The 24,541-nt window shown below is 70.7% G+C and carries 22 protein-coding genes; 12 read left to right on the top strand and 10 right to left on the bottom strand.

Annotation, left to right across the window (positions count from 1 at the left end):
- Window positions 1–5 precede the first annotated feature (5 nt).
- From ACIBVN_RS04075 to ACIBVN_RS04065, 3 genes are read left to right on the top strand one after another with little or no spacing between them, the layout of a single operon-like run.
- On the top strand, window positions 6–902 hold the full coding sequence (locus ACIBVN_RS04075) for an NADP-dependent oxidoreductase (RefSeq protein WP_397133158.1): 897 nt from the start codon (window positions 6–8) through the stop codon (window positions 900–902).
- Between the two features lie 17 nt (window positions 903–919).
- Window positions 920–1,876: a helix-turn-helix transcriptional regulator gene (locus tag ACIBVN_RS04070; protein ID WP_397132452.1), complete on the top strand. Its 957-nt coding sequence runs from the start codon at window positions 920–922 to the stop codon at window positions 1,874–1,876.
- A gap of 35 nt (window positions 1,877–1,911) precedes the next feature.
- Window positions 1,912–3,033: a C45 family autoproteolytic acyltransferase/hydolase gene (locus tag ACIBVN_RS04065; protein ID WP_397132450.1), complete on the top strand. Its 1,122-nt coding sequence runs from the start codon at window positions 1,912–1,914 to the stop codon at window positions 3,031–3,033.
- On the opposite strand, the gene ACIBVN_RS04060 is transcribed toward ACIBVN_RS04065, so the two are convergent.
- The 3 genes from ACIBVN_RS04060 to ACIBVN_RS04050 are packed head-to-tail and all read right to left on the bottom strand — an operon-like array spanning window position 3,015 to window position 6,681.
- The gene (locus tag ACIBVN_RS04060; RefSeq protein ID WP_397132448.1) at window positions 3,015–4,502 is read right to left on the bottom strand and encodes an AMP-binding protein; all 1,488 of its coding nucleotides are present in this window, start codon (window positions 4,500–4,502) and stop codon (window positions 3,015–3,017) included. The genes ACIBVN_RS04065 and ACIBVN_RS04060 overlap by 19 nt on opposite strands.
- Entirely contained in the window at window positions 4,502–5,518 is a 1,017-nt protein-coding gene (locus ACIBVN_RS04055) for an acyl-CoA dehydrogenase family protein (protein WP_397132446.1), read from the bottom strand. The genes ACIBVN_RS04060 and ACIBVN_RS04055 overlap by 1 nt, the downstream gene beginning before the upstream one ends.
- Entirely contained in the window at window positions 5,515–6,681 is a 1,167-nt protein-coding gene (locus ACIBVN_RS04050; RefSeq protein ID WP_397132444.1) for an acyl-CoA dehydrogenase family protein, read from the bottom strand. The genes ACIBVN_RS04055 and ACIBVN_RS04050 overlap by 4 nt, the downstream gene beginning before the upstream one ends.
- A 159-nt stretch (window positions 6,682–6,840) precedes the next feature.
- Here ACIBVN_RS04050 and ACIBVN_RS04045 point away from each other — a divergent pair, with 159 nt between their 5' ends.
- The 3 genes from ACIBVN_RS04045 to ACIBVN_RS04035 all read left to right on the top strand — a co-directional run bounded on the left by ACIBVN_RS04045 (window position 6,841) and on the right by ACIBVN_RS04035 (window position 9,858).
- Window positions 6,841–8,178 carry a sensor histidine kinase gene (locus tag ACIBVN_RS04045; RefSeq protein WP_397132442.1) on the top strand — a complete coding sequence of 446 codons (1,338 nt, stop codon included), beginning with the start codon at window positions 6,841–6,843 and terminating at the stop codon, window positions 8,176–8,178.
- Between the two features lie 57 nt (window positions 8,179–8,235).
- Window positions 8,236–8,835, top strand: a complete 600-nt coding sequence (locus tag ACIBVN_RS04040) for a TetR/AcrR family transcriptional regulator (RefSeq protein ID WP_397132440.1) — start codon at window positions 8,236–8,238, stop codon at window positions 8,833–8,835.
- Window positions 8,836–8,898: 63 nt separating this feature from the next.
- Window positions 8,899–9,858 (top strand): diiron oxygenase, encoded by a 960-nt coding sequence (locus tag ACIBVN_RS04035; protein WP_397132438.1) that lies wholly within the window; start codon window positions 8,899–8,901, stop codon window positions 9,856–9,858.
- A 10-nt stretch (window positions 9,859–9,868) separates the two neighbouring features.
- Here the strand turns inward: ACIBVN_RS04035 and ACIBVN_RS04030 are convergent, their stop codons facing one another.
- The gene (locus ACIBVN_RS04030; RefSeq protein WP_397132436.1) at window positions 9,869–10,633 is read right to left on the bottom strand and encodes a class I SAM-dependent methyltransferase; all 765 of its coding nucleotides are present in this window, start codon (window positions 10,631–10,633) and stop codon (window positions 9,869–9,871) included.
- A 49-nt stretch (window positions 10,634–10,682) separates the two neighbouring features.
- Here ACIBVN_RS04030 and ACIBVN_RS04025 point away from each other — a divergent pair, with 49 nt between their 5' ends.
- Together ACIBVN_RS04025 and ACIBVN_RS04020 are read left to right on the top strand one after the other, a co-directional pair.
- On the top strand, window positions 10,683–11,294 hold the full coding sequence (locus ACIBVN_RS04025; protein ID WP_397132434.1) for a copper resistance protein CopC: 612 nt from the start codon (window positions 10,683–10,685) through the stop codon (window positions 11,292–11,294).
- A complete protein-coding gene (locus ACIBVN_RS04020) occupies window positions 11,291–12,322 on the top strand; it encodes a copper resistance D family protein (protein WP_397132432.1) in 1,032 nt (343 codons plus the stop codon). Before ACIBVN_RS04025 ends, ACIBVN_RS04020 begins: the two co-directional genes overlap by 4 nt.
- On the opposite strand, the gene ACIBVN_RS04015 is transcribed toward ACIBVN_RS04020, so the two are convergent.
- Both ACIBVN_RS04015 and ACIBVN_RS04010 read right to left on the bottom strand, forming a co-directional pair.
- Window positions 12,280–13,458 carry a hypothetical protein gene (locus tag ACIBVN_RS04015; RefSeq protein ID WP_397132430.1) on the bottom strand — a complete coding sequence of 393 codons (1,179 nt, stop codon included), beginning with the start codon at window positions 13,456–13,458 and terminating at the stop codon, window positions 12,280–12,282. The two genes, ACIBVN_RS04020 and ACIBVN_RS04015, sit on opposite strands and share 43 nt — an antisense overlap.
- A 53-nt stretch (window positions 13,459–13,511) precedes the next feature.
- Window positions 13,512–14,321, bottom strand: coding sequence for a class I SAM-dependent methyltransferase (locus tag ACIBVN_RS04010; protein ID WP_397132428.1), 810 nt, complete (start codon window positions 14,319–14,321; stop codon window positions 13,512–13,514).
- Window positions 14,322–14,421: 100 nt separating this feature from the next.
- On the opposite strand from ACIBVN_RS04010, the gene ACIBVN_RS04005 reads away from it, so the two are divergent.
- Both ACIBVN_RS04005 and ACIBVN_RS04000 read left to right on the top strand, forming a co-directional pair.
- The gene (locus ACIBVN_RS04005) at window positions 14,422–17,052 is read left to right on the top strand and encodes an alpha/beta fold hydrolase (RefSeq protein WP_397132426.1); all 2,631 of its coding nucleotides are present in this window, start codon (window positions 14,422–14,424) and stop codon (window positions 17,050–17,052) included.
- Window positions 17,049–17,897, top strand: a complete 849-nt coding sequence (locus ACIBVN_RS04000; RefSeq protein ID WP_349451465.1) for an ABC transporter permease subunit — start codon at window positions 17,049–17,051, stop codon at window positions 17,895–17,897. Before ACIBVN_RS04005 ends, ACIBVN_RS04000 begins: the two co-directional genes overlap by 4 nt.
- On the opposite strand, the gene glpK is transcribed toward ACIBVN_RS04000, so the two are convergent.
- The 4 genes from glpK to ACIBVN_RS03980 form a co-directional block, all read right to left on the bottom strand.
- Window positions 17,894–19,402: a glycerol kinase GlpK gene (glpK, locus tag ACIBVN_RS03995; protein WP_397132424.1), complete on the bottom strand. Its 1,509-nt coding sequence runs from the start codon at window positions 19,400–19,402 to the stop codon at window positions 17,894–17,896. The two genes, ACIBVN_RS04000 and glpK, sit on opposite strands and share 4 nt — an antisense overlap.
- Before the next feature lie 13 nt (window positions 19,403–19,415).
- The gene (locus ACIBVN_RS03990) at window positions 19,416–20,225 is read right to left on the bottom strand and encodes an MIP/aquaporin family protein (RefSeq protein ID WP_397132422.1); all 810 of its coding nucleotides are present in this window, start codon (window positions 20,223–20,225) and stop codon (window positions 19,416–19,418) included.
- A 75-nt stretch (window positions 20,226–20,300) separates the two neighbouring features.
- Complete coding sequence (locus ACIBVN_RS03985; RefSeq protein ID WP_397132420.1) at window positions 20,301–20,762, bottom strand: GNAT family N-acetyltransferase; 462 nt, start codon at window positions 20,760–20,762, stop codon at window positions 20,301–20,303.
- 44 nt (window positions 20,763–20,806) lie between these two features.
- Window positions 20,807–21,634 (bottom strand): DUF6597 domain-containing transcriptional factor, encoded by an 828-nt coding sequence (locus tag ACIBVN_RS03980; RefSeq protein WP_397132418.1) that lies wholly within the window; start codon window positions 21,632–21,634, stop codon window positions 20,807–20,809.
- Between ACIBVN_RS03980 and ACIBVN_RS03975 the strand changes: the two genes are divergently transcribed.
- Both ACIBVN_RS03975 and ACIBVN_RS03970 read left to right on the top strand, forming a co-directional pair.
- Window positions 21,633–22,175 carry a TIGR03086 family metal-binding protein gene (locus tag ACIBVN_RS03975; RefSeq protein WP_397132416.1) on the top strand — a complete coding sequence of 181 codons (543 nt, stop codon included), beginning with the start codon at window positions 21,633–21,635 and terminating at the stop codon, window positions 22,173–22,175. The two genes, ACIBVN_RS03980 and ACIBVN_RS03975, sit on opposite strands and share 2 nt — an antisense overlap.
- A gap of 250 nt (window positions 22,176–22,425) precedes the next feature.
- Entirely contained in the window at window positions 22,426–24,534 is a 2,109-nt protein-coding gene (locus tag ACIBVN_RS03970; RefSeq protein ID WP_397132414.1) for an ATP-binding protein, read from the top strand.
- Window positions 24,535–24,541 lie beyond the last annotated feature (7 nt).

The raw sequence follows: 24,541 nt of genomic DNA, 5'->3' as shown, positions 1-24,541 counted from the left end.
CGATCCTGCTCGTCACCGCCCAGGCCGCCCGCTACCGCGCCCACGGCGGTCCGGAGGTGCTGGCGCTGGAGGAGATCCCGCTCCCCCAGCCCGGCCCGGGACAGGTGCGGATCGCGGTCAGGGCGGCCGGGGTGAACCCCATCGACTGGAAGCTCCGCAGCGGCCTCATGGGCACGACCCTCGGCGAGCCTCAGGGCACCGGGCTGGAACTGGCCGGGACGATCGACGCCATCGGTCCAGGGGTGACCGGGTGGCGACTGGGGGATCCGGTGTTCGGGCAGGTCGAGGGAGGGGCCGCCGCCACGCACGCGATCGCGGACGCGAGCCTGCTGACGGCCAAGCCGGACGATCTGACGTACGAGGAGGCCGCCGCCCTGCCCGTCGCCGTCGAGACGGCCCGGCGGGCGCTGGCCGGGCTGGGCCTGGAGGACGGCCAGACGCTGCTGATCCACGCGGTCGCGGGCGGTGTCGGGCTGGCCGCCGCGCAGCTCGCCCTCGCCGCGGGCGCCCGGGTCGTCGGGACGGCCGGCGAGCACAACCACGCCTTCCTCCGCGGTCTCGGCGTCCACCCGGTCACGTACGGCGAGGGCCTGGAGGAGCGCCTTCCCGGCCCCGTCGACCGGGTGCTGGACGCCTCGGGCAGAGGCGAGCTGGAGCTGTCGGTGAAGCTGGCCGGCGACCCCGCCAACGTGATCACCATCGCCGACCGGGCCGGCGCGGCCAGGCTCGGCGTGCGGTTCTCGTCCGGTCGCGCGAAAGGGCCTGTACAGCACCAGAACGTACGGATCCCCATCGCGGCAGCCTTCCCCCTGGAGCGGATCGCCGACGCGCACCGGCACAGCGAGGACGGCCACTTCCTCGGCAAGATCGTGGTGAACGCGGAAGCCACCTTGCCGCGATAGCGGGCACACTGGTCTCCATGCTGGAAACCTCGGCCCGCCTGCTGAAGCTCCTCTCGCTGCTCCAAGCGCACAAGGAATGGACCGGCCCCGAGCTGTCCGCCCGGCTCGGGGTGTCCACCAGGACCATCCGCAACGACGTCGAGCGCCTGCGCTCGCTCGGCTACCCCGTGCACGCCACGCCGGGGGTCGCGGGCGGCTACCGGTTGGGCGCGGGGGCCGCGCTGCCGCCGTTGCTGCTCGACGACGAGGAGGCCGTCGCGGTCGCGGTCGGGCTCGGCCGGGCGGCGGGCGGCGGCGTGGAGGGCATCGAGGAGACCTCCGTACGCGCCCTGGCCAAGCTGGAGCAGGTGCTCCCGTCCCGGCTGCGCCGCCGGGTCAACGCGCTCAACACCTACACCGTGCAGATCCCCGGCGGCGGCCCCTCGGTGGCGCCCGAGGTGCTGACCACGATCGCGAACGCGGCCCGCGACCACGAGCGGCTCCGCTTCGACTACACCGGCCACGAGGGCGATACGACCGTGCGCAACGTGGAGCCGCACCGCCTGGTGCACCGGCACGGCCGCTGGTACCTCGTGGCCTACGACGTCGAGCGGCAGGACTGGCGCACGTTCAGGGTGGACAGGGTGCGCCCGCGCACGCCGTCCGGGCCCCGGTTCACGCCGCGCGAGCTGCCTGAGGACGGCGACGTGGCGGCGTTCGTGGAGAGGGGCGTCAACACGGCGATGTGGCGCTACCGGGCCACGGTGCTGCTGCACGCCCCGGCCGACCAGATGAAGCAGCTGCCGCTGGGGCTGGAGGTGGAGCCCGTGGATGAGGCCACCTGCCTGCTCCGGCTGGGCGGCGACGACCTGCACGGGATGGCCGTGTGGATCGGGTTCACCGGCGTGGACTTCGAGGTGCTCGACCCGCCCGAGCTGGCCGAGCACGTGCTGCGGCTGTCCGAGCGCTACCGGCGGGCCGTCAGCGGGCGGTAAGGCCCCGGTCAGCGGGCGGCCGCAGGCTCGGTGGCATGAAGAACATGACGCGGGTCGCCGGCGGCAAGGACGACTTCCAGCTCGTGCACCACCTCACGCTCAAGGGCAGCCAGTTCGAGATCGGCAGGGCGCTCACCGAGGAGGCACGCAGGCTGGGCTGGTCCCCCACCCCGGCGGACCCCACGGTGAACCGGGCCCGCAGGACGTGGTTCGAGCGGCACTGGCCCCAGCACCACGCCCGCATGGACGGCGCCGCCGCGGCACTCGGCCTCGACCCGGACCAGGACGAGCTGGCCCTCGACGGCCTGGGCTTCGTGCCCGAGGGCTCCGGCTGCTCGGCCCTGTGGGTGCCGCCGTCGGCGGCCACGGACGGCCACGGCAGGGTGGGCCGCAACTACGACTTCTTCCCCATGACCACCAGCGAGATCATGGGCGGCGAGCCCCGGCCTGACGAGCTGCCCATGGCCTCGCGCCCCTACGTGATCACGACGGTGCCCGACGAGGGACTTTCCTCGACCGTGATCACCATGTCGGACCTCGACGGCTGCATGGACGGCATCAACTCGGCCGGCCTGGCGGTCACGCTGCTGGTGGCCGACTTCGAGAACGCCGCGCCGCCCGAGAACGTCTCGCCGCAGGTCGGGGTGTCGAACGTGCAGCTGCCCAGGTTCCTGGTCGACACCTGCGAGAACGTGGAGCAGGCCAAGCAGGCGCTGCTCGGCGCCAAGCAGTACGACCACGGCACGTCCCTGCACTACCTGGTGGCCGACGCGAACGGGCAGGCGTTCGTGTGGGAGCGGGGCAGGGACGGCAGCGAGCACATCGTCGAGCTCGGCGACGGCCCGCTCTGCGTCACCAACCACCTGCTGCACCGCCATCCCGACCCGATGAACCTGCCCGAGGACACCGCGGACAGCTTCCGGACGTTCGAACGGCTGCGCACGCTGCACGAGCGCAGCAAGGGAGCCACCATGTCACCGCAGGACCTGCGTGACAGCCTGCGCGCGGTCCGGCAGCACGAGGATCCGGCGCTGCCGTTCCGCACGCTGTGGACCACGGTCCTCGACACCGCCGACCGTACCCTGTCTACCCGCTTCTACCTGGGCGACGGCCGGGGCTACAGCGACGAGCTGGTGTTTCACAGCTCCGACAGGTAGTCGTCGCGCACCTTGGTGCGCGACAGCTTGCCCGTGGGCGTGCGCGGCAGCGGTGAGCGGTATTCGATCACCTTCGGATGCTTGAACCTGGCGATGCGCGGCCCGCAGTGCTCCAGCAGCTCGGCGGTGAGCCGGGGGCCGGGCGTGACCCCTTCGGCGGGCTGGACGAGGGCGACCACGTTGTGGCCCCATTCCTCGTCGGGCACGCCGATGACGGCCACGTCCGCCACCGCCGGGTGGTCCAGCAGTGCGGCCTCGATCTCGGCGGGGTAGATGTTCACCCCGCCGGAGACGATCAGGTCGGTCCGCCGGTCGCACAGGAACAGGTAGCCGTCCTCGTCCAGGAAGCCGATGTCACCCGGTGAATACCACTCCCCCAGCATGCTGGCGGCGGTCTTCTCCGGGTCCTTGTGGTATTCGAACGTGCCCATGCCGGACTTGACGTAGATCATGCCGGGCTCGCGGGGCGGCAGCTCCATGCCCGCCTCGTCGACGATCTTGGCCTCGAACATCGGCACGGGCCTGCCCACGGTGCCCGGCCTGGCCAGCCACTCGTGCGGCTTGACCGCGAACGCGATGGCCGACTCGGTCGAGCCGTAGTACTCGTACAGCACCGGCCCCCACCAGTCCATGATCTGCTGCTTGACCGAGACCGGGCAGGCGGCGGCGGTGTGGATGACCTGGCGCAGGCTCGACACGTCGTACTTGCTCCTGACCTCCTCCGGCAGCTGCAGCATGCGGTGGAACATGGTCGGCACCATCATCGCGTTGCTCACCCGATATCGCTCGATGAGCTCCAGGACGGTCACCGGGTCGAACTTGGGCGCGACGACCACGGTGTGCCCGAGGTGCAGCGCGAACTGGGTGTGCGCGCACGGCGACGAGTGGTACATCGGCGAGGTCACGAGATGCACGTCGTCGCCCGGCCGCAGGTCAAGGACCTCGCCGAGGAACCACCTGTACGCCGGCAGCAGCTGCTCGGGCTCGGCGCCGGGCAGCGGCCGCTGCACGCCCTTGGGGAAGCCGGTGGTGCCGGAGGTGTACCACATGACCGCCCCGGACGTCCGCTCGCCGGGCGCGCCGGTGGGCTGCCCTTCGGCGAGCCCCGCCGTCCCGATCTCCGCCCCCGGCACGGCGAAGTCGGGGCCGGTGACCACGAGCTTGGCGTCGCAGTCGTCCAGGATGTACGCCACCTCGGGCGCCGTCAGATGCCAGTTGATCGGCACGTAGTAGAGCCCGATCTGGCCGGTCGCCATCATCATGACGACGGCGTCGACGCCGTTGGGCAGCACGCCCGCCACCGCGTCGCCGGTGCCGAGCCCGCGGGCCCTGAGGCCGTGCGACACCTGGTTGGCCCGGGCGAGCAGCTCGCCGTAGGACGTCTCCGTGCCGTCGGAGTCGATCACCGCGCGGCGGTCGGGGTCGGCGGCGGCGATGGCGTAGAAGCTGGGCAGCTGGCTGAGGTCCATTAGAGCTCCAGCAGATTTGCGAGGCGTGCGCGGTGGATGCGGGGCGGGCCGAGCAGCACCTCGTCCGCCTTCGCCCTCTTGTAGTAGAGATGCGCGTCGTGCTCCCAGGTGAAACCGATGCCGCCGTGCAGCAGCAGATGGTCGCGGGCGACCTCGAAGCAGGCGCGGCCGACGTACGCCTGGGCGAGGGCGGCGGCCTCGGGCAGCTCGTCCGGCGACTCGTCGGCGGCCCAGGCGGCGTATCTGACGATGGACTCGGCCTGCTCGAGCTTGCCGTGCATGTCGGCCAGCTTGTGCTTGACCCCCTGGTAGGAGCCGATGTAGCGGCCGAACGTGACGCGGATCTTGGCGTAGGCCACGATGGCGTCCAGCGCCGCCCGCATCACGCCGAGCTGCTCGGCCGCCAGCGCCACGCACAGCCGGTCGCCGGCCTCCGGCGCCGGGCCCAGCACGCGGGCGGGCGCCCCCTCCAGGGCCACCCGTGCCTGGCCGCGCGTCAGGTCGAGCGTCTCCAGCGCGGTCCTGGTGACGCCCGGCCCGGCCAGCTCGACGGCCACCAGGAGCGTGCCGTCGGCGCCGCGCGCGGGCGCCACCAGCACGTCCGCCTCCATGCCGCTGAGCACCTGCGTCAGCGTGCCGCTCACGGCCGCGCCGTCGTGGTCGAGGGTGTCCCGGCCCAGCGTGGCCGCGATCCGGCCCTCCGCGATCGCGCCGAGCAGCTCCTTGTCGGGCGTGCTCACCAGGGCGATCGTGGCGAAGGCGGTGGCCAGGAACGGCCCAGGCAGCAGGGCCGCGCCCGTCTCCTCGAGCGCGACCGCCAGCTCGGCCATGCCCGCGCCCGCGCCGCCGTACTCCTCGGGGACGATCAGCCCGGACAGGCCGAGCTCGCCGTTGAGCCTGGCGTACACCTGCGGGTCGTAGCCCTGACGCGCCTTGGGCAGCGGCGAGGCGGTGCGCAGGAAGTCGCGCACGGCCTCGCGGAGCTGCCGCTGCTCCTCATCGAGTACGAGTCTCACCCCTGCGTCCCCACCTTCAGCTCCTTGAACGGCACGTTCTTGTCCGCCCTGGGCTCCGGCGGCAGGTTGAGCACGCGGTCGCCCACGATGTTACGCATGATCTCGTTGGTGCCGCCGCCCAGCGACATGGCCGGGGCCAGCGAGATCGCGTAGGCCAGCGGGTGGTCGGCCAGCACGGCCTCCGGCCCCACGAGCCGCGTGGCGAGGTCGGCCCGGAACATGGTCAGCTCGGCCAGCAGCAGCTTGGCGGCGCTGCCCCGGGCGCCGGGGAAGATCCCCGCCTCGGTCTCCTGAGCCAGCCGCTGGTTGAACAGCGCCAGGGCGCGGCTGCGGATGTGCAGCTCCACGAGGTCGTCGCGGACCAGCGGGTCTTCGGTGTCGACCACCTGGCGCAGCGCCTCGAGCGAGGTCGGGTCGTCCTTCAGCCCGCCCATGCCGACGCCCGCCGAGATCGACAGCCGTTCGTGCAGCAGCGTCGTGACGGCCACGCTCCAGCCGTCGTTGACCTCGCCGACGCGGTGCTCGTCGGGGATGGGGACGTTGTCGAAGAAGATCTCGTTGAAGCTGGACCTGCCGGTCATGTCCTTCAGCGGCCTGACCGTCACCCCCGGGTGGCGCATGTCCACCACGAACATGGTCAGCCCTTTGTGCTTGGGCGCCTCCACGTCCGTGCGGGCCAGCAGCAGGCCCCAGTCGGCGTGGTGGGCGACCGAGGTCCACACCTTCTGCCCGTTGACGATCCAGTGGTCGCCGTCGCGCTCGGCCTTCGTCTGCAGGCTGGCCACGTCACTGCCCGCGCCCGGCTCGGAGAACAGCTGGCACCAGATCTCCTCGCCGCGCAGCAGCGGCCTGAGGAACCGCTCGCGCTGCGCGTCGGTGCCTCGGTCGACCAGTGTCGGCCCGGTCATGCCGAGGCCGATCGAGAAGACGTACGTGGGGAGCGTGTAGCCGCGGGCCTCGGCGGCGAACGCGCGCTCCTCCGCCTGCGTCAGCCCCTGCCCGCCCCACTGCCTGGGCCAGGTGATGCCGGAGTAGCCGGCGTCGTGGAGCTTGGCCATGAACTCCTTGGCCCTGGCGATCGCGTCCGCCTCGGGGGCGTCGTCCGTCGGAGCGTTCTCCTGCAACCAGGCCCTGGCGGCGCGCCGGTAGTCAGCAAGGTTCACATCGACTCCTTGACATCAGTGCCCACTTACTCTAACCAGACCGCCGGACGGCGCATAGGGAACCGTTCCAGGGGGTCCTTAACGTGATTTGTCATCGGATCTCCCATAATTGGAGGTAGAGGGACGTACTGTGATCACCTGATTACGGGGGGATGGAGGGTGATCGCACGGCTGGGTAGGTCCATTCGCGCGCGGCTGGCTCTGTGGGCCAGCGTCGCGATGGCCCTGCTGTGCCTGACGGCCGGCACCGTCCTGATGTGGACGGGGTACCACGCGGCGGTCGACCTCCGCACGCGAGACATGATCAGCGACTCCCGTCGCCCGATCCACCTGATCAAGGCGCACGAGCTGCCCCCCGCCATCGACGGCCCCCTGAAGGGCATCCAGGTCGTGGACCCGTCCGGCCGGGTGGCGTCCTCGACACCCAACCTGGCGGGCGCGCCGCGCCTGTCCCAGGTGATGCCGGACCCGATCAGGAGCGACCGGGTCACAGAGGCGTGCGGCCTGCCGCAGTTCCGCGGCGAGTGCCAGATCATGGTCGTCTCCCGCGTCCACCGGACGGACGGCGACTGGCTCGTCTACGCCTTCGACCCCTCGGTGCCGTGGTACATCCACCCGGCGGCGATCGGTCTCATGGCCGGCATGTCCGGGCTGCTGATCGCGATCAGCTGGTTCGGCGTGTCCAGGGTGGTGGCCAAGACGCTCGCGCCGGTGGACGAGATCACTGAGCGGCTGAACGAGATCTCCCGCGCCGAAGAGGCCATGCGCGTGCCGGTTCCGGAGAACGCCGACGAGGTCAAGGCGCTCGCGGAGGCCGCCAACCGGATGCTGGCGCGGATGGAGGCCGCGGTGGAGCAGCAGCGGAGGTTCGCCTCCGACGCCTCCCATGACCTGCGCAGCCCGATCACGGCCATGCGGGCCGAGGTCGAGGCGGCCATGCTCGCTCCCCAGGAGACCGATTGGCGCGAGACGGGCCGCAAGCTGATGGACAGCCTCAACCGGCTGCAGAACATCGTCAGCGACCTGCTGACGCTGGCCAAGCTCGACGCGGGCGCCCCTGGGGCGTTCGAACCCGTCGACCTGGCCGAGCTGGTCGCCGCCGAGACCACCAGGCCGCGCGCGAAGAAGGTCATCACCAGCCTGCAGCCAGGCGTGGTGGTCACGGGCGACCGGCTCAGACTCGCCCGCCTGCTGACGAATCTGCTGGACAACGCCGAGCGGCACGCCGACAGCACGATCCTCGTGACCGTGCGGCGCAACGGCAAGGCCGTGCTGGAGGTGCTCGACGACGGGGCGGGCATCGCGCCCGAGCAGCGCGAGGTCGTCTTCAGGCGCTTCACCAGGCTGGACGCCTCACGCAGCCGCGACGCCGGCGGCACCGGGCTGGGCCTGTCCATCGCCCGCGAGATCGCGCAGCTCCACCAGGGCACTCTCAAGATCGAGGATTCGGACGTCGGAGCCCGCTTCGTTCTGCGGATACCGATACGACAGGACTGATGTTGGGTATGACAGGCTTTCGACTTTGCTCGAGGTACCGGAGGTGAGCTACGCGCTGTGTCATCAGGGTTCAGCCGATTAAGGCGCGAGGATTTACTCAAGACGGCCTGCGAGGTCATCGCGGAGCAGGGATTCGGGCATACCCGGACAATTGACATCGCCAGGGCTGCCGGCGTCAGCCAGGCGCTGCTGTTCTACCACTTCGAGACGAAGGAACGCCTGTTCGCCCAGGCCTTCACCTACGCCGCCCGCCAGCATCTCAACACGCTCGCCGACGTAGAGCAGTCCGCGGGCACGCCGCTCGACCGGCTGCGCACGCTGCTCAGGCTCTGCTCGCCGGCGATCCCCACCGAGGGATGGCGGCTGTGGATCGACGCGTGGTCCGAGGCGATGCGCAACCCGGAACTCGAGGAGATCTCGCGGCGCATCGACTACCAGGGCCGCGTGCTGTTACGCGGGATCATCGAGGCAGGGGTGGCGTGCGGCGAGTTCAAGTGCGACGACCCCGACGACGCCACGTGGCGGATCCTCGCGCTCGTGGACGGGCTCGCGATCCAGACGCACGTGCACGCCAAGGTGCTGTCCAGGCGCCGGGTGAACGCGCTGATCCGGACGACCGCCGCGACCGAGCTCGGGATACCCGCCGAAAAGCTGTGACTCTCCCCCTTCCGGCGCTATTGGATGCTCCGTACAATTAGAGGGCGAGGAGAGGAGCATGCGATGGCATCGGCACCGCGCTCTACCGTCGCCCGTGAACGCGACCGACAGGTCGCCGGCAGGGGCGCCTACCACGCGGTCATCGAACGCCTCTCGAAGGCGTCGGTCGACAAGCACTGGGAACCGTACCGGGACATCCCGTGGGACGACCCCGAGTTCCTCGTGGACCCGGCAGACCCGCGCTGGGAGCTGCCCGAGGTCGACAAGCTGGGCGGCCACCCGTGGTACCGCAGCCGCCCGCCCGAGGTGCGCGCGGCGATCGGACTGTGGCGGGTGGCCACGGCCATGAAGATCGGGCTGCAGTTCGAGAACCTGCTCAAGCGCGGGCTGCTCAACTACGCCTACCGGTTGCCGAACGGGTCACCTGAGTTCCGGTACGTCTACCACGAGACCATCGAAGAGGGACATCACGGGATGATGTTCCAGGAGTTCGTGAACCGCACCCGCATGCCGATCCGCGGGATGCCGGGGCCGCTGTCCGTGATCGCGCAGGTGGCGCCGTGGATACCGCTGGTCTCGACCGAGCTGTTCTTCGTGTTCGTGCTGGGCGGCGAGGACCCGATCGATCACGTGCAGCGGAAGGTGCTGAAGGACGGGCGGGCACACCATCCGCTGGAAGAGACGATCATGCGGATCCACATCGCGGAGGAGGCCAGGCACATCTCCTTCGCCCGCCACTACCTGCGTAACCGGGTGCCTCGGATGCCCGCGTACCGGCGGCTCCTGCTGGGCGTGATCGCCCCGGTCATCCTGGGCGTGATGGCGCGGATCATGCTGGCCCCTCCCGGGCCGATGATCAGGCGTTTCCGGATCCCGGTCCACGTGGTCTCGGAGGTCTACCTGCGTAATCCCGCCGCCAAGCGGGAGATCCGGGACTCGGTGGCCAAGACGCGGGAGCTGTGCGAGGAGATCGGGCTGATCAACGCGTTCACCCGGCGGATCTGGCGGGCCATGGGCATTTAGCCCGCGCGGGTCAGTCGCGTGGCCGCCGGGCGAGCAGCACCTCGGTGACCACCACCTGCTCCCACCTGCACGGGGGATTGGCCGCGAGCAGCGCCTTCCTGGCCGCCTCCTTGAACGGCTCCACCCGGTCGCCGAGGCGGGCGGGGGCGGTGTAGGAGTAGGAGAGTTGCAGGCCGATCACGGCGTCCAGGTCGTACGCCACGCGGTGCTCGTACATGGTGGAGTCCAGGTCGCTGAACGGCGAGGTGGCCAGGACGTCGTGAGGGTGCTCGCCGGTGGCCTGGTAGGAGTTGGCGGCGGTGAACGTGTTCACGTCGAACTCGTCGCGCACCCGCCGCATCGCGGGCTCCCAGGGCTCCTCCTGGGGGTTGCGGGTCGGGCCGACGATCGCCACGACGCCGCCGGGCGGCAGCAACTCGTCCAGCTCGGCCAGCACCGCACGGCGGTCCATCCAGTGGAACGACCGGCCCATGACGATGTGGCCGAACGCCGGCAGCTCGCGCAGCCTCGTGGAGTCGCTCAGGATCCAGCGGATGTTCGGGACGGCCGCGGCCAGCCGCCGGCCCTCCGCCAGCATCTCCTCGTCCGGATCGACCGCGAGGACCTCGCGCACGCTCCGCGCGAGCGGGATCGCGATCGTGCCGGGGCCGCAGCCGAGGTCGAGCACGGTGCTGTCGCGGCCGAACGTCATGGCCAGGTGCTCAATCGCCGGGTCGCCGTGGGTGGTGCGGTATTTCGCGTAATAGGGGGCCGCGCCGCCGAACAGGTCCCTCATGAATGGGACCATATACGGGTTCGTTGTCTTCGTTGGAAGGTTCTGATCCTTGAGGCGGCTACTCACGGTCCTGCTGCTCGCCTTCGCCGCCGCCGGGGTGGCGCAGCCCGCGGCTCAGGCGCACAACGTGCTGGTCAGCAGCGATCCCAAGGACGGGGCCACGTTGTCGGCCGCGCCCTCTCAGGTGACGCTGGTGTTCGACCAGGCGGTGCGCCAGGGCTACGCCCAGGTGGGCGTGACGGGCGCGGACGGGTCCTCCTGGGCGGACGGATCCGCCGTGGTGGCGGCCGAGCGGGTCTCGGTGCGGGTCAAGCCGCTGCCGGCCGGGGGCTCCTACGTCGTGGGCTACCGGATCCTGTCGGCCGACGGCCACCCGGTCACCGGAAGGATCACCTTCACCCTGTCCCCCGGCGCCGCGGGCGCCCCGGCAGGCGCCGCCACCGGGCAGGCGGCCCGGGACGCCGGCGCGCAGGCCGCCGAGGCGGCCGCCAACGGCGGGGCGGGCATGGCGGTGGTGTGGATCGTGGGCGCGCTGCTGGTGCTGGCGGCGGGCACGGGCGTGGCCCTGCGCCGCTCGCGCCCGGCCACCCAGCCCGCCTCCGGCCCTGAAGAGTCCCAGCCGGATGCGGCGGAGGGCACAGCCGAAGGGGTGCGGAGGTGAGTGTCACCGCGCCTGCCATCCCCCGGCAGCGGATCGGCGGGCGGCTGGTGGCCGGAGCGTTCGGCGTGTGCGCCGTCGTCTCCGCCGTGGCGGCGAGCTCGTTCACCGCGCAGCAGGCCGTCCCCGGCATCCCCATGCCGGGCCCGCTGGTGTCCGTCGGGCTGCCCCTCGTCCGCGTGCTGCTCGACGTGTCCGCCGTCGCCGTGGTCGGGCTGAGCCTGGTGTCCAAGCTGCTCGGGTTCGACAACCCGGAGCGTACCGAGCCCGTCATGCTCAGGGTGCGGCCGCTGGCGGTGATCGCCGCCTGGGCGTGGGCGATCTGCGCGCTGCTCACCATCGTGCTCCAGACGGCCGAGCTGAATCCCGGCAGCGTGCCGACGTTCGGGATGATCGCCGCGTACGTCGAGGACGTGGGCACCGGTCAGGGCCTGCTGTTCAGCGCGGCGTGCGCGCTGGCGGCGGCGGGCATCGGGCTGATGGCGGTGCGGTTCGGCGAGAAGGTGCCCGCCGAGCTGCGGGTGATCGTGGGGCTGTTCGGGCTGCTGCCCATCCCCGTCACCGGGCACGCCGTGAACTCGATCTGGCACGACCCCATCATGATCTCGATGGAGATCCACGTGATGGGCGCGGCGGCGTGGGCGGGCGGTCTGGTGGCGACGGCCGTGTTCGTGGCGCCGCACAGGGACCTGCTGGCCGTGGTGCTGCCGAGGTTCTCCAGGATCGCCACCGTGTGCCTGCTCATGGTGGGCCTGTCCGGGCTGATCAACGGGCTCGGCACGATGGCGCTCACGCCCGGCGTGAGGCTTCCCGACGCGATCCTGACCAGCCACTACGGCGTGCTGGTGCTGGTCAAGACGGTGCTGGTGGCGCTGCTGGTGCCGCTGGCCGCGCACATCCGCTTCCGCCTGATGCCGGCCGTGCGCCGGGGGCAGGCCACCGCCCTGGTGGGATGGGCGGCGGCCGAGGTGGGAGTGATGGGGCTGGCCTACGGTGTGGCGGTCGCGATCACCCGGGCCTCCATCGCCTGAGGTCTGCGCCTCTCCGCGACCCACTCCACGGCCAGCCAGACCACCAGCAGGCCGAGTCCCGCCCAGAGGGCCGACGACGTGGCCAGAGGGGGCGCGCCCAGCAGCCCCTCCTGGCCCTTGAGCGCGCCGTACACGCCGCCCATGATCGCGCTCTGCGCCACCAGCGCGCCGTAGGCGGCGGCCGTCGCGCCCGCCGACCCCAGCACGGCCCGTACGACAGGCATCCGCACCAGGAACGCGAGGTCCACCAGGAGCCCCGCGACGACCAGGAAGAACGGCACCGCCGACGGCGGGAAGCCGGTGAACGTCAACAGCGGCCAGATCAGCGTGCGGAACCCCACGTAGGTGGCCGCCACCAAGGTCGCGGCCCCGAACCTGCCGATCATCAGCCTGGCCACCACCAGGACCGACAGCCCGGCGACCACCGCGTAGACGGGATAGAGGTAGTCGGGCACCGGCAGCGCGAACCCCGTCATCATCGTCCGGTCCACCGGCCGCCCCATCTGGTCGGCCGCGAACTGGAGCAGGATCGGCTCGGCGTAGGTCGCGCGGTTGTCCCAGGCCCCGATCGACAGGATGCCGTACTCCTGGTGCTGCTCGGGGAAGTGCACGTTCTCCAGGAAGAACGCGAAGAACGCGCCGAGCACCACGGTCCGCTCCCTGCCCGGCGGCGCGCCCATGAACCAGCCGCGGATCACGCCCGCGATCATGAAGAACGTTCCGAGGTAGAGGAGGATGTGCGACGGGCTCCACGACGTGATGTCGAGCCCGTTGACGCGGTGGTTGATCAGGTCCAGGGGCACGGCGACGAGGAAGATCCCAGTGCCCCACTGGATCAGCCGGAGCGCCGCCTTGTCCACGCCGTACCCCGTGTAGCCGTGGATCACGGTCAGCGCGACGACGATGGCCGTGCCGGCCGAGTTGAGCAGGTGGGGCGGGGCGAGGTCGTCACGCAGCCACTTGAAGTGCCACGAGACGTCCCACGCCGAGCCGAGCAGCTTGAGCGTGAGCGCCACCAGCCAGCCGAAATAGAGCACCCTGAACAGGTCTTGCGGCGTCTCGCGCCCCGCCTGACCCCTGGTCCAGTACGGCAGCGCCCAGGCGGCGGCCTTCTTGAACGATGCTGGAGACTTCACGGGAGTGAATCTTACGGTTCCGCGCGTTGTGCCGTTGCTGGGGCAATGCCGGGCTATGTCATCGGAGATCCGGTCCAAGCCGACGCTCGCAGGGAGTAGACGAGCGGGATCCTGGGTGCGCCATCCGGGAACCGGTAGTGCCCTTCGCTCGCGACCAGGGTGCTGAAGCGCCGGAAGAAGGTGTGGTCGTGCTCATGCAGGAACTCCACCCGCAGTCCGGCCGCCGTCACCGCGCTGACCACCTCACCCAGGCCGTGCTGGAACTGCACGGAGGTCTGGTGCTCGAGGACTTCGCTGCCGGTGTAGGTGTGCGGGTACTCCCAGACGTGAGGGCCCTTCGTGAAGTAGTCATGGGTGACGGTGGTGCCCGTCTTGTCGTCCAGGATGTCGGCATACGGGTGAAGCTCTGCGATATAGAGAAATCCGCCCGGCTTGAGCAGGCCGGCCACGGTCTCGGCCCAGCGGGTGAGGTCGGGCAGCCACACCAGCGCGCCGATACCGGTGTAGACGATGTCGTATGTGGCTCCGCCGAGCGCCTCGACCGCGTCGTAGACATCGGCCGTGACGAACCTCGCCTGGATGCCGCAGTCGGCGGCGATGGTTCTGGCCTGCTCGATGGCGGCGTCCGAGAAGTCGAGGCCGGTCACCTCGGCGCCGAGCCTGGCCCAGGACAGGGTGTCCAGGCCGAAGTGGCACTGCAGGTGCACCAGGCTGCGGCCGGACACGTCGCCGACCTCGTCCCGCTCGAACGACCTGATGGCGATCCCGCCCGCCTTGAAGCCTTCGACGTCGTAGAAGTCACTGGCGACGTGGATGGGGACTCGCGCGTTCCAATTGGCTCTGTTGACGTCCAGGTAGTCCATGGCAGGAGCGTAGGCGGGTCCCCGATCTCGCCGCCGCTGGTTTTCCGCCGGATCGCGGGATCTCAGGGTTCTCTCAGGTGCGGAAAGTAGGCTCACCGCCATGAAGCGTGTGGCCGCGCTGGTGGCGGCACTCGTCCTCATCGGGGTGACGACGTGGCTGGTGTGGCCGTCGGCTCCTGAGGTGCGGGGCCAGGACCAGACAATAACCGTCGTCGACGGACCCGCCGGCGATCAACGGGTCGAGATCGATACGACCTTCTTCCCGCCGCCGGATGGCGGGAAGGCCCCGGCCGTGCTGATCGCCCACGGTTTCGGCGGCAGCAAGCAGAGCGTCCGGGATCAGGCGATCCGCATGGCCCAGCAGGGCTACGCCGTGCTGACCTGGTCGGCGCGCGGCTTCGGCCGCTCGACCGGCGAGATCGCGCTCAACTCGCCCGACTACGAGGTCAAGGACGTCAAGCAGCTGATCGACTGGCTGGCCAAGCGGCCGGAGGTCCAGCTCGACGCCTCGGGTGACCCGCGCGTCGGCATCGCGGGCGGCTCGTACGGCGGCGCCATCGCGCTGATGACTGCGGCCCTCGACCACCGGGTCGACGCGATCGTGCCCCAGATCACCTGGTCCGACCTGGCCGACGCGCTCTTCCCCAACGCGGCCACCCCCACCGGCGCCACGACCGCCGAGAGCGGCGTCTTCAAGCGCATGTGGGCGGGCATCTTCTTCGGCCAGGGCGTCTCCCTGGACTCCTTCGCGCTGCAGGGCCGGCGGCAGGCGGCCGCCGCGCCGTTGACCGCCGAGCAGGCGCGCTGCGGCAGGTTCCTGCCCGCCATCTGCGACATCTACCAGCAGGTCGCCAAGGACGGCAGGGCCACGCCCGAGGCCGTCGCCCTCCTGCGCAAGTCGAGCCCGATCACCGTGGCCGGCCAGATCAAGGCGCCGACCCTGCTCATCCAGGGCCAGCGCGACTCGCTGTTCCCGTTGAGCCACGCCGACGCCACCGCCAAGGCGATCGCCGCGACGGGCACCCCGGTGAGCCTGGCCTGGTTCGACGGCGGGCACGACGGCGGCAACGGCGAGGCGGACTGGGTGTCCGAGCAGTCCTCGGCCTGGTTCGCCCGCTACCTGAAGGGCGACGAATCGGCCCCGGCGGTGAGCGCGTTCACGGTCACCCGTGACGGCGGCCGCGACCCCGGCACCCGCCAGCGCATCCGCCTGCACCCGGAGGCCGGCTCCTATCCCGGCCTGGGGGGCACCGGCACCACCACCGTGCAGCTGAACGGCCTCGAGCAGAACATCGTCAACCCGCCGGGCGGCGCACCCGCGTCGATCTCGACGGTGCCCGGCATCGGCGGCCTGCTGAGCGGCGGCGGGCAGGGCAACACCGGCGTGTCGATCGACATGCCGGGCCAGAGCGCCGCGTTCGAGTCGCGGCCGCTCACCGCGCCGCTCCAGCTCACCGGCAGCTCCACGGTCAAGATCAGGGTGTCGGGCAAGGGCGAGGCGACGCTGTTCGCCAAGCTGTACGACGTGGCCGACAGCACCCAGTTGCCGACCCTGCCCGCCGGGCTGGTGGCGCCGATCAGGGTGACCATCCCCGACGGCGCGGGCAGCGCGGAAGCCACGGTCACCCTGCCCGCCGTCGACCACCGCTTCGCCGTGGGCCACCGGCTCCGCCTGGTCGTGACCACGACGGACATGGGGTTCGCGACTCCTGCCGCGCCGGCCACGTACCAGGTCTCGCTGGCCTCCCCCGCGCTCAGCGTCCCGACGGTGCGCACGCTCGCGGCTCCCCCGACCGGGGTGGTGTGGTGGGTGTGGGCCATGCCGCTGGCCGCCGTGATCATCGCCGGCGTCCTGCTGGCCACGGGCCGCCGGACCCCGTCCCGCGCCCCGGCCGCGCACGACGACCCCAGCCCCGCTCTCAACGGGCAGGCGCATGCCGACGCCGTTGCCGTCGTGGACGGGCAGCCGCTGCCGAGCCAGGCCGGCGGCAAGGGCGTCCCGCTGGAGATCACCGGGCTGACCAAGGCGTACCGGAACGGGGAGCTGGCCGTCGACGGGCTGTCGTTCCGGGTCGAGCAGGGCCAGGTCCTGGGCCTGCTCGGGCCGAACGGCGCGGGCAAGACGACCACGATGCGCATGATGATGGGCCTCATCCAGCCGGACGGCGGCGAGATCCGGATCTTCGGTGACCTGGTCACGCCCGGGGCTCCCGTGCTGTCCAGGCTGGGGTCGTTCGTCGAGGGGCCGGGGTTCCTGCCGCACCTGTCCGGGCGCGACAACCTGGAGCTGTACTGGGCCGCCACCGGACGACCGGCCGCCGACGCGCACTTCGACGAGGCGCTGGAGATCGCCGGTCTGGGCAAGGCCCTGGAGCGGGCGGTGCGCACGTACTCCCAGGGCATGCGCCAGCGGCTCGCCATCGCCCAGGCCATGCTCGGCCTGCCGGACCTGCTGGTGCTCGACGAGCCCACGAACGGGCTCGACCCGCCCCAGATCAGGGAGATGCGCGAGGTGCTCAAACGCTACGCGCGCGACGGCCGTACCGTGATCGTCTCCAGCCACATGTTGGCCGAGGTGGAGCAGACCTGCAGCCACGTCGTGGTCATGCACCGGGGGCGGCTGGTCTCCACCGGCCCGGTGTCGAGGCTGCTCACATCCGCCGTCGCCGGGAACGGGCACGGGCCGCGCCTGGAAGACGTGTTCCTCGACCTCATCGGAGACAAGTCATGACCGCAGCCACGGGCTATGCGGCCCACCGCACGCTGCCGCTGCGCGTGGAGATCGTCAGGCAGTTCAAGCGGCGGCGGACGATGGTCATGTTCGGGCTGCTGCTGGCGCTGCCGTGGATCCTGGTGATCGCGTTCCAGTTCGGGCCGCAGTCCAGCGGGCAGGGACAGTCGTCGCTGCGCATCTCCGACCTGGCGACCCAGAGCGGCCTGAACTTCGCCGCCTTCGCCCTGTCGGTGTCGGCCAGTTTCCTGCTGGTGGTGGCGGTCGCGCTGTTCTGCGGCGACACCGTGGCCAGCGAGGCCAACTGGTCGTCACTGCGCTACCTGCTGGCCGCGCCGGTCCCCCGCGACCGGTTGCTGCGGCAGAAGCTGATCGTGGCGCTGGGCTACTCGGCCGCCGCCGTGATCTGCCTGCCGCTGATGGCGCTGCTCGCGGGTACGCTGGCCTTCGGCTGGAACGACATCCAGGTGCCCGGCACGGGCGAGACGATCCCGGCGCTGGACGTGCTGCCCCGCTTCGGCATCGTCATCGGGTACGCCCTGGTCAGCCAGCTCGTGGTGGCCGCGCTCGCCTTCCTCGTCTCCACCATGACCGACTCCCCGCTGGGCGCGGTGGGCGGTGCGGTGGGCCTGTGGATCGTCTCCAACATCCTGCAGGCCGTGGAGGCGCTCGGGGGGCTGCGCGAGTTCCTGCCCACGTTCTGGAACAACGCCTGGCTCGACGCCCTGGCGCCGGAGCTGGACTGGAGCGGCATGGCCAAGGGGGCCTCGGTGTCGATCACGTACGCGGCCATCCTCATCGCGGTCGCGTTCCGGCGCTTCCGGCGCAAGGACGTGGTGAGCTAGGCCCAGTCGAACGCCCTGGTCACGGCCTTCTTCCAGCCCGCGTACGCCTGCTGCCGCCGCTCCTCGTCCCACGAGGGCTCCCAGCGGCGGTCCTCCGCCCAGTGCGCCCGCAGCTCCGAGACGTCCTTCCAGTAGCCGGCGGCGAGCCCGGCGGCGTACGCGGCCCCGAGCGCGGTGGTCTCGGCGACGACCGGGCGGCTGACCGGCACGCCGAGGATGTCGGACTGGAGCTGCATGCACAGGTCGCTCGCGGTGACCCCGCCGTCCACCTTGAGCACGTCCAGGACGACCCCCGAGTCCCGCTGCATCGCCTCCACGACGTCGCGGCTCTGGTAGCAGATGGCCTCCAGGGTGGCCCTGGCGAGGTGGGCGTCGTTGTTGTAGCGCGACAGGCCCACGATGGCGCCGCGGGCGTCGGCGCGCCAGTACGGGGCGAACAGGCCGGAGAACGCCGGCACGAAATACATCCCGCCGGAGTCCTCCACCTGCCGGGCGAGGGTCTCGATCTGGGCCGCGGAGGTGATCAAGTGGAGCTGGTCGCGCAGCCACTGCACCGCCGAGCCGGTCACCGCGATCGAGCCTTCGAGCGCGAACACGGCGGGCTGGTCGCCGAACTTGTAGGCCACCGTGGTCAGCAGGCCGCTCTGTGAGCGCACGCGACTGGTGCCGGTGTTGAGCAGCAGGAAGTTGCCGGTGCCGTAGGTGTTCTTGGCCTCGCCGGGCGAGAAGCACACCTGGCCGACGGTGGCCGCCTGCTGGTCGCCGAGGATCGCGTTGATCGGCACCTCGCCGCCGACCGGCCCGTACGGGATCGTGGTCCCGTACGCGGCGGGGTCGGACGACGGCCGGATCTCGGGCAACATCGGCCGCGGGATCCCGAAGAACGACAGCAGCTCGTCGTCCCAGTCCAGGGTCTCGAGGTCCATGAGCATCGTGCGGCTGGCGTTGGTCACGTCCGTGATGTGCACGCCGCCGTTGACGCCTCCGGTGAGGTGCCACAGGGTCCACGTGTCGGTGTTGCCGAAGACGGCCTCGCCGCGCTCCGCCGCCTCGCGGACGCCGTCCACGTTCTCCAGGATCCACTGGATCTTGCCGCCGGAGAAGTACGCCTCGGGCCGCAGCCCCGTCCTGTCGCGGATGACGTCCCCGCGGCCGTCCCGATCCAGCGCGGCGGCGATCGGGCCGGTGCGCGTGTCCTGCCACACGATCGCGTTGTAGTACGGGCGGCCGGTGCGCCGGTTCCAGACGACGGTGGTCTCACGCTGGTTCGTGAGGCCCAGCGCGGCGAGGTCCTTGGCGTGCAACCGGGCGCGGTGGAGCGCGGTCTGGATCACGGCGGTGGTACGGGTCCAGATCTCGATCGGGTTGTGCTCCACCCAGCCCGCCTCCGGCAGGATCTGCTGGTGCTCGAGCTGGAACTTGGCGACCTCGCCGCCGTCGTGATCGAAGATCATGAAGCGGGTGCTGGTGGTGCCCTGGTCGACGGCCCCCACGAACTCGGGCATGGTGTTCTTCCTCTCACTCGTCCATCGGGGTGACGACGCCAAGCTCTTCACTCGGCGGGAGGAACCGGGCAATGAGCAGCTGGTAGCAACCGGCCCCGATGACCCCGCCGATCAGCGGGCCCACGATCGGCACCCAGAAGTACAGGCCGCCGTACTGATCTCGCCATGCGCCGCCGTACCCGGTGATGAAGCTCGCCAGGCGCGGCCCGAAGTCGCGCGCCGGATTGATCGCGTAGCCCGCGTCGGCGCCGAAGGCCATGCCGATCCCGACGATGAGCAGCCCGATGACGACGGGCCCCAGGTTGGCGCTGGGCGCCATGTTGGCGGTGTCGGACACGGCGAAGATGACGAACAGCAGGATCGCGGTGCCGATGATCTGGTCGCGCAGCGCGCCCAGCTGGCTCACCGGCAGGCTGCCGTTGCCGGGCAGGGTCGAGAAGACGCCCTGGGTCTTGATCGTGTGCCCGGGGTCGGCCATGCTCAGGACCTCGGTGTAGTTCCACCGCACGATGAGCGCCGCGATGAACGCCCCTGCCGTCTGCGCGAGCGCGTACGGGACGACCTTGCGCCACGCGAACCCGCGGAAGATCGCGAACCCGAGCGTGACGGCGGGGTTGAGGTGCGCGCCCGTGGTCCGGCCCGCCACGTAGACGCCGAGCGCCACCCCGATCCCCCACGCCCAGGCGATGCTGTCGTGGTCACCGAGCTTGGCGGCGACCACCTGCGCGACCACGCCGACGCCGAACAGGATGAGCACCATCGTCCCGGCGAACTCAGCAATCAGCTCGCCGGCCAGCCCCATCCTGTTGTGACGTCCGGCCACCTGTCCTCCCTGCGCACGTGATCGTTGTGTGCCATTCCCGATTTCCGGGAACGCATACTGATCGTGCGCTATACGTCACGCAAAGTGACGAGTGAAGGTCACCAGGCTCGTTCCGGGGCCGTTGTAACCGGGGACGGGCTCGCCGGCCTCGAACCCCATGCTGCGGTGGAACGCGATGGACGTCCGGTTGACGGGTGCGGTGATGGCTTTCACGACGCGCCGGTCGTGCCGGCGGGCCAGCTCGAAGAAGCGCTCGTACATGGTGCGGGCGAGGCCGCCGTTCCTGGCCTCGGGCGAGACGCCGACGAAGTGGATGTACGCCTCGTCGGGCACGGACGGGGAGAGGAAGCCGATCAGGAAGCCCGCCATGCCCGCCGGACCTTCCGCGATCAGGCTGGTCTGGTGGAAGTGGTCGAGGAAGAGCCTGGGCAGGGCGGGCAGGACCGGACGGCCCCACCATTCGTCCACGACGGCGGCGATGGGGTCGTAGTCGGCGGGGGTGGCGGTGCGCAGCTCATATTCGTGCGGTTGTATCACGATCGTCGGAGTCTATTGGAGAGCGTCTCATCAGAACGCCGGGATCAGCCCTGGCCTCCGAGCCGGGCGTAGGCCGCGGGCGGCATGCCGACCGCGGCGGTGAAGTCGCGGGTCAGGTGCGCCTGGTCGGTGTAGCCGAGCTCGGCGGCCAGCGTGGCGAGGTCGAGGCCCTGGTAGACCCGCTCGGCGGCCTCGTGCAGCCGGAAGCGGCAGATCACCCACTTGGGGCCGATGCCGACATAGTCCCGGAACAGCCGCTGCAGCGAGCGCACCGACCGCCCCGATCTGGCGGCAAGCTCGTCGACCCTGGTCACGGACACGTCGCTCTCCGCCAGCGCCACCAGTGCCGCGACCTCTTCCGCCAGCGGGTCCCGATCCGGCCCCAGCCCCACCAGGAACCTCTCGACGAGCGCGATGGCGGCCCGGGCGTCGGGCTCGGCCAGGACCTGCTCGACCAGGGTCGCGCCCGCCGCGCCGAACATCTCGCCGATCTCCACGAAGCGGCCGGTCAGCTGGGACACCGGACCGCCGAGGAACGGCCGGAAGCCGCCGGGACGGAAGCGCGTGCCGAGCGCGCGGCCACTGCCCCGCATCGTGTAGGAGAACCCGCCCTTGATCACTCCAGCGATCTGGTGGAAGTCCTGGACGATCGTCATGTTGACGGTGGGGTGGGAGACGATGCGCTGTTCGTACGGCTCGGCGAGGTCGGTCCACGTGACGACCCAGAAGTGATCCACAAACGCCGAGAGCTCGGGCGACGGGGCCTGCCGCAGGAAATCGAAGGCCCTGAGCCCCGCGTACGGGTTGACCCAGCCGCGCTGTCGCGTTTCTACAAGCCGCCCCTCGGGCAGGCGGGGCACAATGGCTGCCATGGAAGACATGATGCCGGTGATGACACGTGCCACCGAACGGACCGCGGGACTGGTGCGCGCGGTGCGGCCAGAGCAGCTCGGGTTCGCGACGCCATGCGAGAAGTTCGACGTCAAGGACCTGATCAACCACCTCGAGTGGGTGGCGGAGATGTTCGAGCTTCTGGGCCGCAAGGAGCCACGGCCTGAGCAGGGGCCTTACGCGGGCGACTTCCCCGAGCGGGCGGAGCGCATGCTGGCCGCCTGGTCACGACCCGAGGCATGGGAGGGGACCAGCCCCGACATGGGCCTGCCGATGACCGCGCTGGCCCATATGTACCTCGTCGACATGGTCGTGCATGGCTGGGACCTGGCCAGGGCCACCGGTCAGGAGTACGGGCCGGACCCTGAGGCCCTCTCGCGGGCGTGGCACTTCACTGACCAGATGGTGGAGATGGGCAGGCAGTACGGCGCCTTCGGGCCACCGGTGGCGGTGCCGGACGACGCCCCGCAGTTCGACCGCCTGCTCGGCATCATGGGCCGGGATCCGGCCTGGACGCCCTGACCCGCCCCTTGCTCAGGCCCAGTGTGGGGGCTTGTTGTCGAGGTAGAAGGCGTCGGGGTCGCTCTCGCGCCAGTCGCCCCAGCCCTCGTCCGTGTCGTCCGCCGTCTGGTCCGGTAGAAAATCCTTCACGCCCAACATGCTACCCAGGCGTACAAACCTGCACCTAGCGTGTTCACAGGTCCAAAGACAGGCGAGACCTGCGGCGGTACGATGCGAAGGCAGGTGTCGCCTACCCCCCGTGAGGCTGCCCATGGCCACCCCGACAGGCTGGCGGCGAGAAGGCAATCTGCCGGCGGAGCTGACCAGCTTCATTGGCCGGACGCGCCTCCTCGCCACTCTCAAACGGCACCTCAGCGAGTCTCGCCTGGTGACCGTGACGGGCATCGGGGGTGTCGGCAAGTCGCGCACGGTGTTGCGGCTGGCGCATCAGGTGCGGTCACACTATCCCGACGGCGTGTGGTTCGCCGATCTCGGGCGGCTGCAGGACGCGGGCATGGTCAGGCAGACCATCGCCTCCGCGCTCGGCATCGCCGACCAGTCCTCGCGGGCCGAGTCCGAGTCGCTGGCGGAGTGGGTCGGCGAGCGCGACATGCTGCTGATCATCGACACCTGCGAGCACCTGGTGACCGGGTGCGCCGAGCTGGTGCACGAGTTGCTGGAGGCGGCGCCCAATCTGAAGGTGCTGGCCACCAGCCGGCAGTCGCTCAACCTGCCGTACGAGCACGTGGTGCCGGTGCCGCCACTCCACGTGCCCGGCGACGATCCGGTGGAGAACATCTTCACCAACGAGTCCGTCCAGTTGTTCGCTGCCCGGGCGGGGGCCAGCGTGGCCGACTTCATGCTCGACGAGGACAACATCGGCACCGTCGCCGAGTTGTGCCGACGCCTCGACGGCATCCCGCTCGCGATCGAGCTGGCCGCCGTGCGGCTGCGGGCGCTGTCCGTGGAGCAGATCCTCGGGCTGCTGACCGATCGCTTCAGCCTGCTGGCGGGCGCGAGCCGTACGGCCCTGCCCCGGCACCAGACGCTGCGCGCGGCCATCGGGTGGAGTCACGAGCTGTGCGAGCCCGCGGAGCGGCTGCTGTGGGCGCGGCTGTCGGTGTTCGCGGGCGACTTCGAGCTGGACGCTGCCCGGTTCGTCTGCTCCGACGGGCGCCTGTCCGCCGAGCGCATCACCGAGCTCGTCGGCAACCTGGTCGAGAAGTCCATCCTGCTGATCAGGAACAACGAGGCCGGCCTGCGCTACAAGCTGATCGACACCCTGGCCGAATACGGCGAGGAGTGGCTCGACAAGCTGGGCCAGGCCGAGCAGATGCGCAAGCGGCATCTGGAGTACTACCTCAACCTGGCCAAGCGCGGTGAGGACGCCTGGTCAGGGCCACGGCAGATCTACTGGTTCGTCCGCATGCGCCAGGAGCACCACAACGTCCGGATCGCGCTCGAATACGCACTGAAGACGCCAGGCAAGGAGCCGCTGGCGCTGACGTTGCTCTCGTCGCTCTGGTTCATGTGGGTCTGCTGCGGGTTCGCCCGCGAGGGGCGCCTCTACCTGGAGCGGGCGCTGGAGGCCAACCCCGGCCCGAGCAGGGAGCGGTGCAAGGCGCTCTGGGTGCTCGCCTACGTCCGCAACTCCCAGGGCGACAGCGTCGGAGGCCAGGCGGCGGCGGAGGCCTGCAGCTCCGAGGCCGTCCAGGTGGGCGACTCCCGGTCGGTGATCCTGGCCTCCAAGATGCAGGGCACCGCGGCCATGCTCCAGGGCGACATGCAGAAGGCGAGCGCGCTGCTGGGCGTGGCGATCGAGTTCAACACCGACAACAAGGAGCTCAACCCCGGCCTGCTGCCCGCCATCGTCGAGTTGTCCATCGTGCTGACCGCGCAGGGGGAGTTCTACGAGGCCGAGTCCCTGCTGCAGGACTGCCTGCTGGTGTGCAGGGAGCGCGGCGAGCTCTGGCTGAGCTCGCACGCGCAGTGGGCGCTGGCGGGCACCAAGCTCGCGACCAACCGGCCCGAGGAGGCACTGCAGAGCGTCAGGGAGGGATTGCGGATCAAGCTGCACTTCCACGACACCCTCGGCACTCTGCTCGCGCTGGAGTCCGCGGCACGGATCTTCGTGGCCCTGGACCGGCTACCGCTGGCCGCCCTGCTGCTGGGGGCGTTGCAGCAGAACTGGAGATCGGCCGGCCTGCCGCAGCTGGGCGCGCCGTTCCTGTCCGACGACCACAACGCGTGCATCAGAGAGTGCGTGCGGCGGATGGGTGAGCTCGCCTACAAGAGCGCCTTCGAAGAGGGCGCGCGGCTTGATCTCGAGGAGGCGTCCTCGCTCGCGCTGGGCGAGCTGGACGCCCTCGACAATGGCTGATCTCTGA

The organism is Nonomuraea sp. NPDC049400 (assembly GCF_044466425.1).
In the GTDB taxonomy this organism is placed as follows: Bacteria; Actinomycetota; Actinomycetes; order Streptosporangiales; family Streptosporangiaceae; genus Nonomuraea.
This window is presented reverse-complemented; position numbering and strand designations above follow the sequence as displayed.

Bases quoted from the DNA above. Each gene is read 5' to 3' on its own strand.
- glpK (WP_397132424.1), bottom strand. From the start codon at position 19,402: ATGCCCGAGTTCGTGGGGGCCGTCGACCAGGGCACCACCAGCACCCGC.
- ACIBVN_RS03970 (WP_397132414.1), top strand. From the start codon at position 22,426: ATGGCCACCCCGACAGGCTGGCGGCGAGAAGGCAATCTGCCGGCGGAG.
- ACIBVN_RS04030 (WP_397132436.1), bottom strand. From the start codon at position 10,633: ATGAGGGACCTGTTCGGCGGCGCGGCCCCCTATTACGCGAAATACCGC.
- ACIBVN_RS04060 (WP_397132448.1), bottom strand. From the start codon at position 4,502: ATGGACCTCAGCCAGCTGCCCAGCTTCTACGCCATCGCCGCCGCCGAC.
- ACIBVN_RS04065 (WP_397132450.1), top strand. From the start codon at position 1,912: ATGAAGAACATGACGCGGGTCGCCGGCGGCAAGGACGACTTCCAGCTC.
- ACIBVN_RS04005 (WP_397132426.1), top strand. From the start codon at position 14,422: ATGAAGCGTGTGGCCGCGCTGGTGGCGGCACTCGTCCTCATCGGGGTG.
- ACIBVN_RS04000 (WP_349451465.1), top strand. From the start codon at position 17,049: ATGACCGCAGCCACGGGCTATGCGGCCCACCGCACGCTGCCGCTGCGC.
- ACIBVN_RS04010 (WP_397132428.1), bottom strand. From the start codon at position 14,321: ATGGACTACCTGGACGTCAACAGAGCCAATTGGAACGCGCGAGTCCCC.
- ACIBVN_RS03975 (WP_397132416.1), top strand. From the start codon at position 21,633: ATGGAAGACATGATGCCGGTGATGACACGTGCCACCGAACGGACCGCG.
- ACIBVN_RS03980 (WP_397132418.1), bottom strand. From the start codon at position 21,634: ATGGCAGCCATTGTGCCCCGCCTGCCCGAGGGGCGGCTTGTAGAAACG.
- ACIBVN_RS04035 (WP_397132438.1), top strand. From the start codon at position 8,899: ATGGCATCGGCACCGCGCTCTACCGTCGCCCGTGAACGCGACCGACAG.
- ACIBVN_RS04070 (WP_397132452.1), top strand. From the start codon at position 920: ATGCTGGAAACCTCGGCCCGCCTGCTGAAGCTCCTCTCGCTGCTCCAA.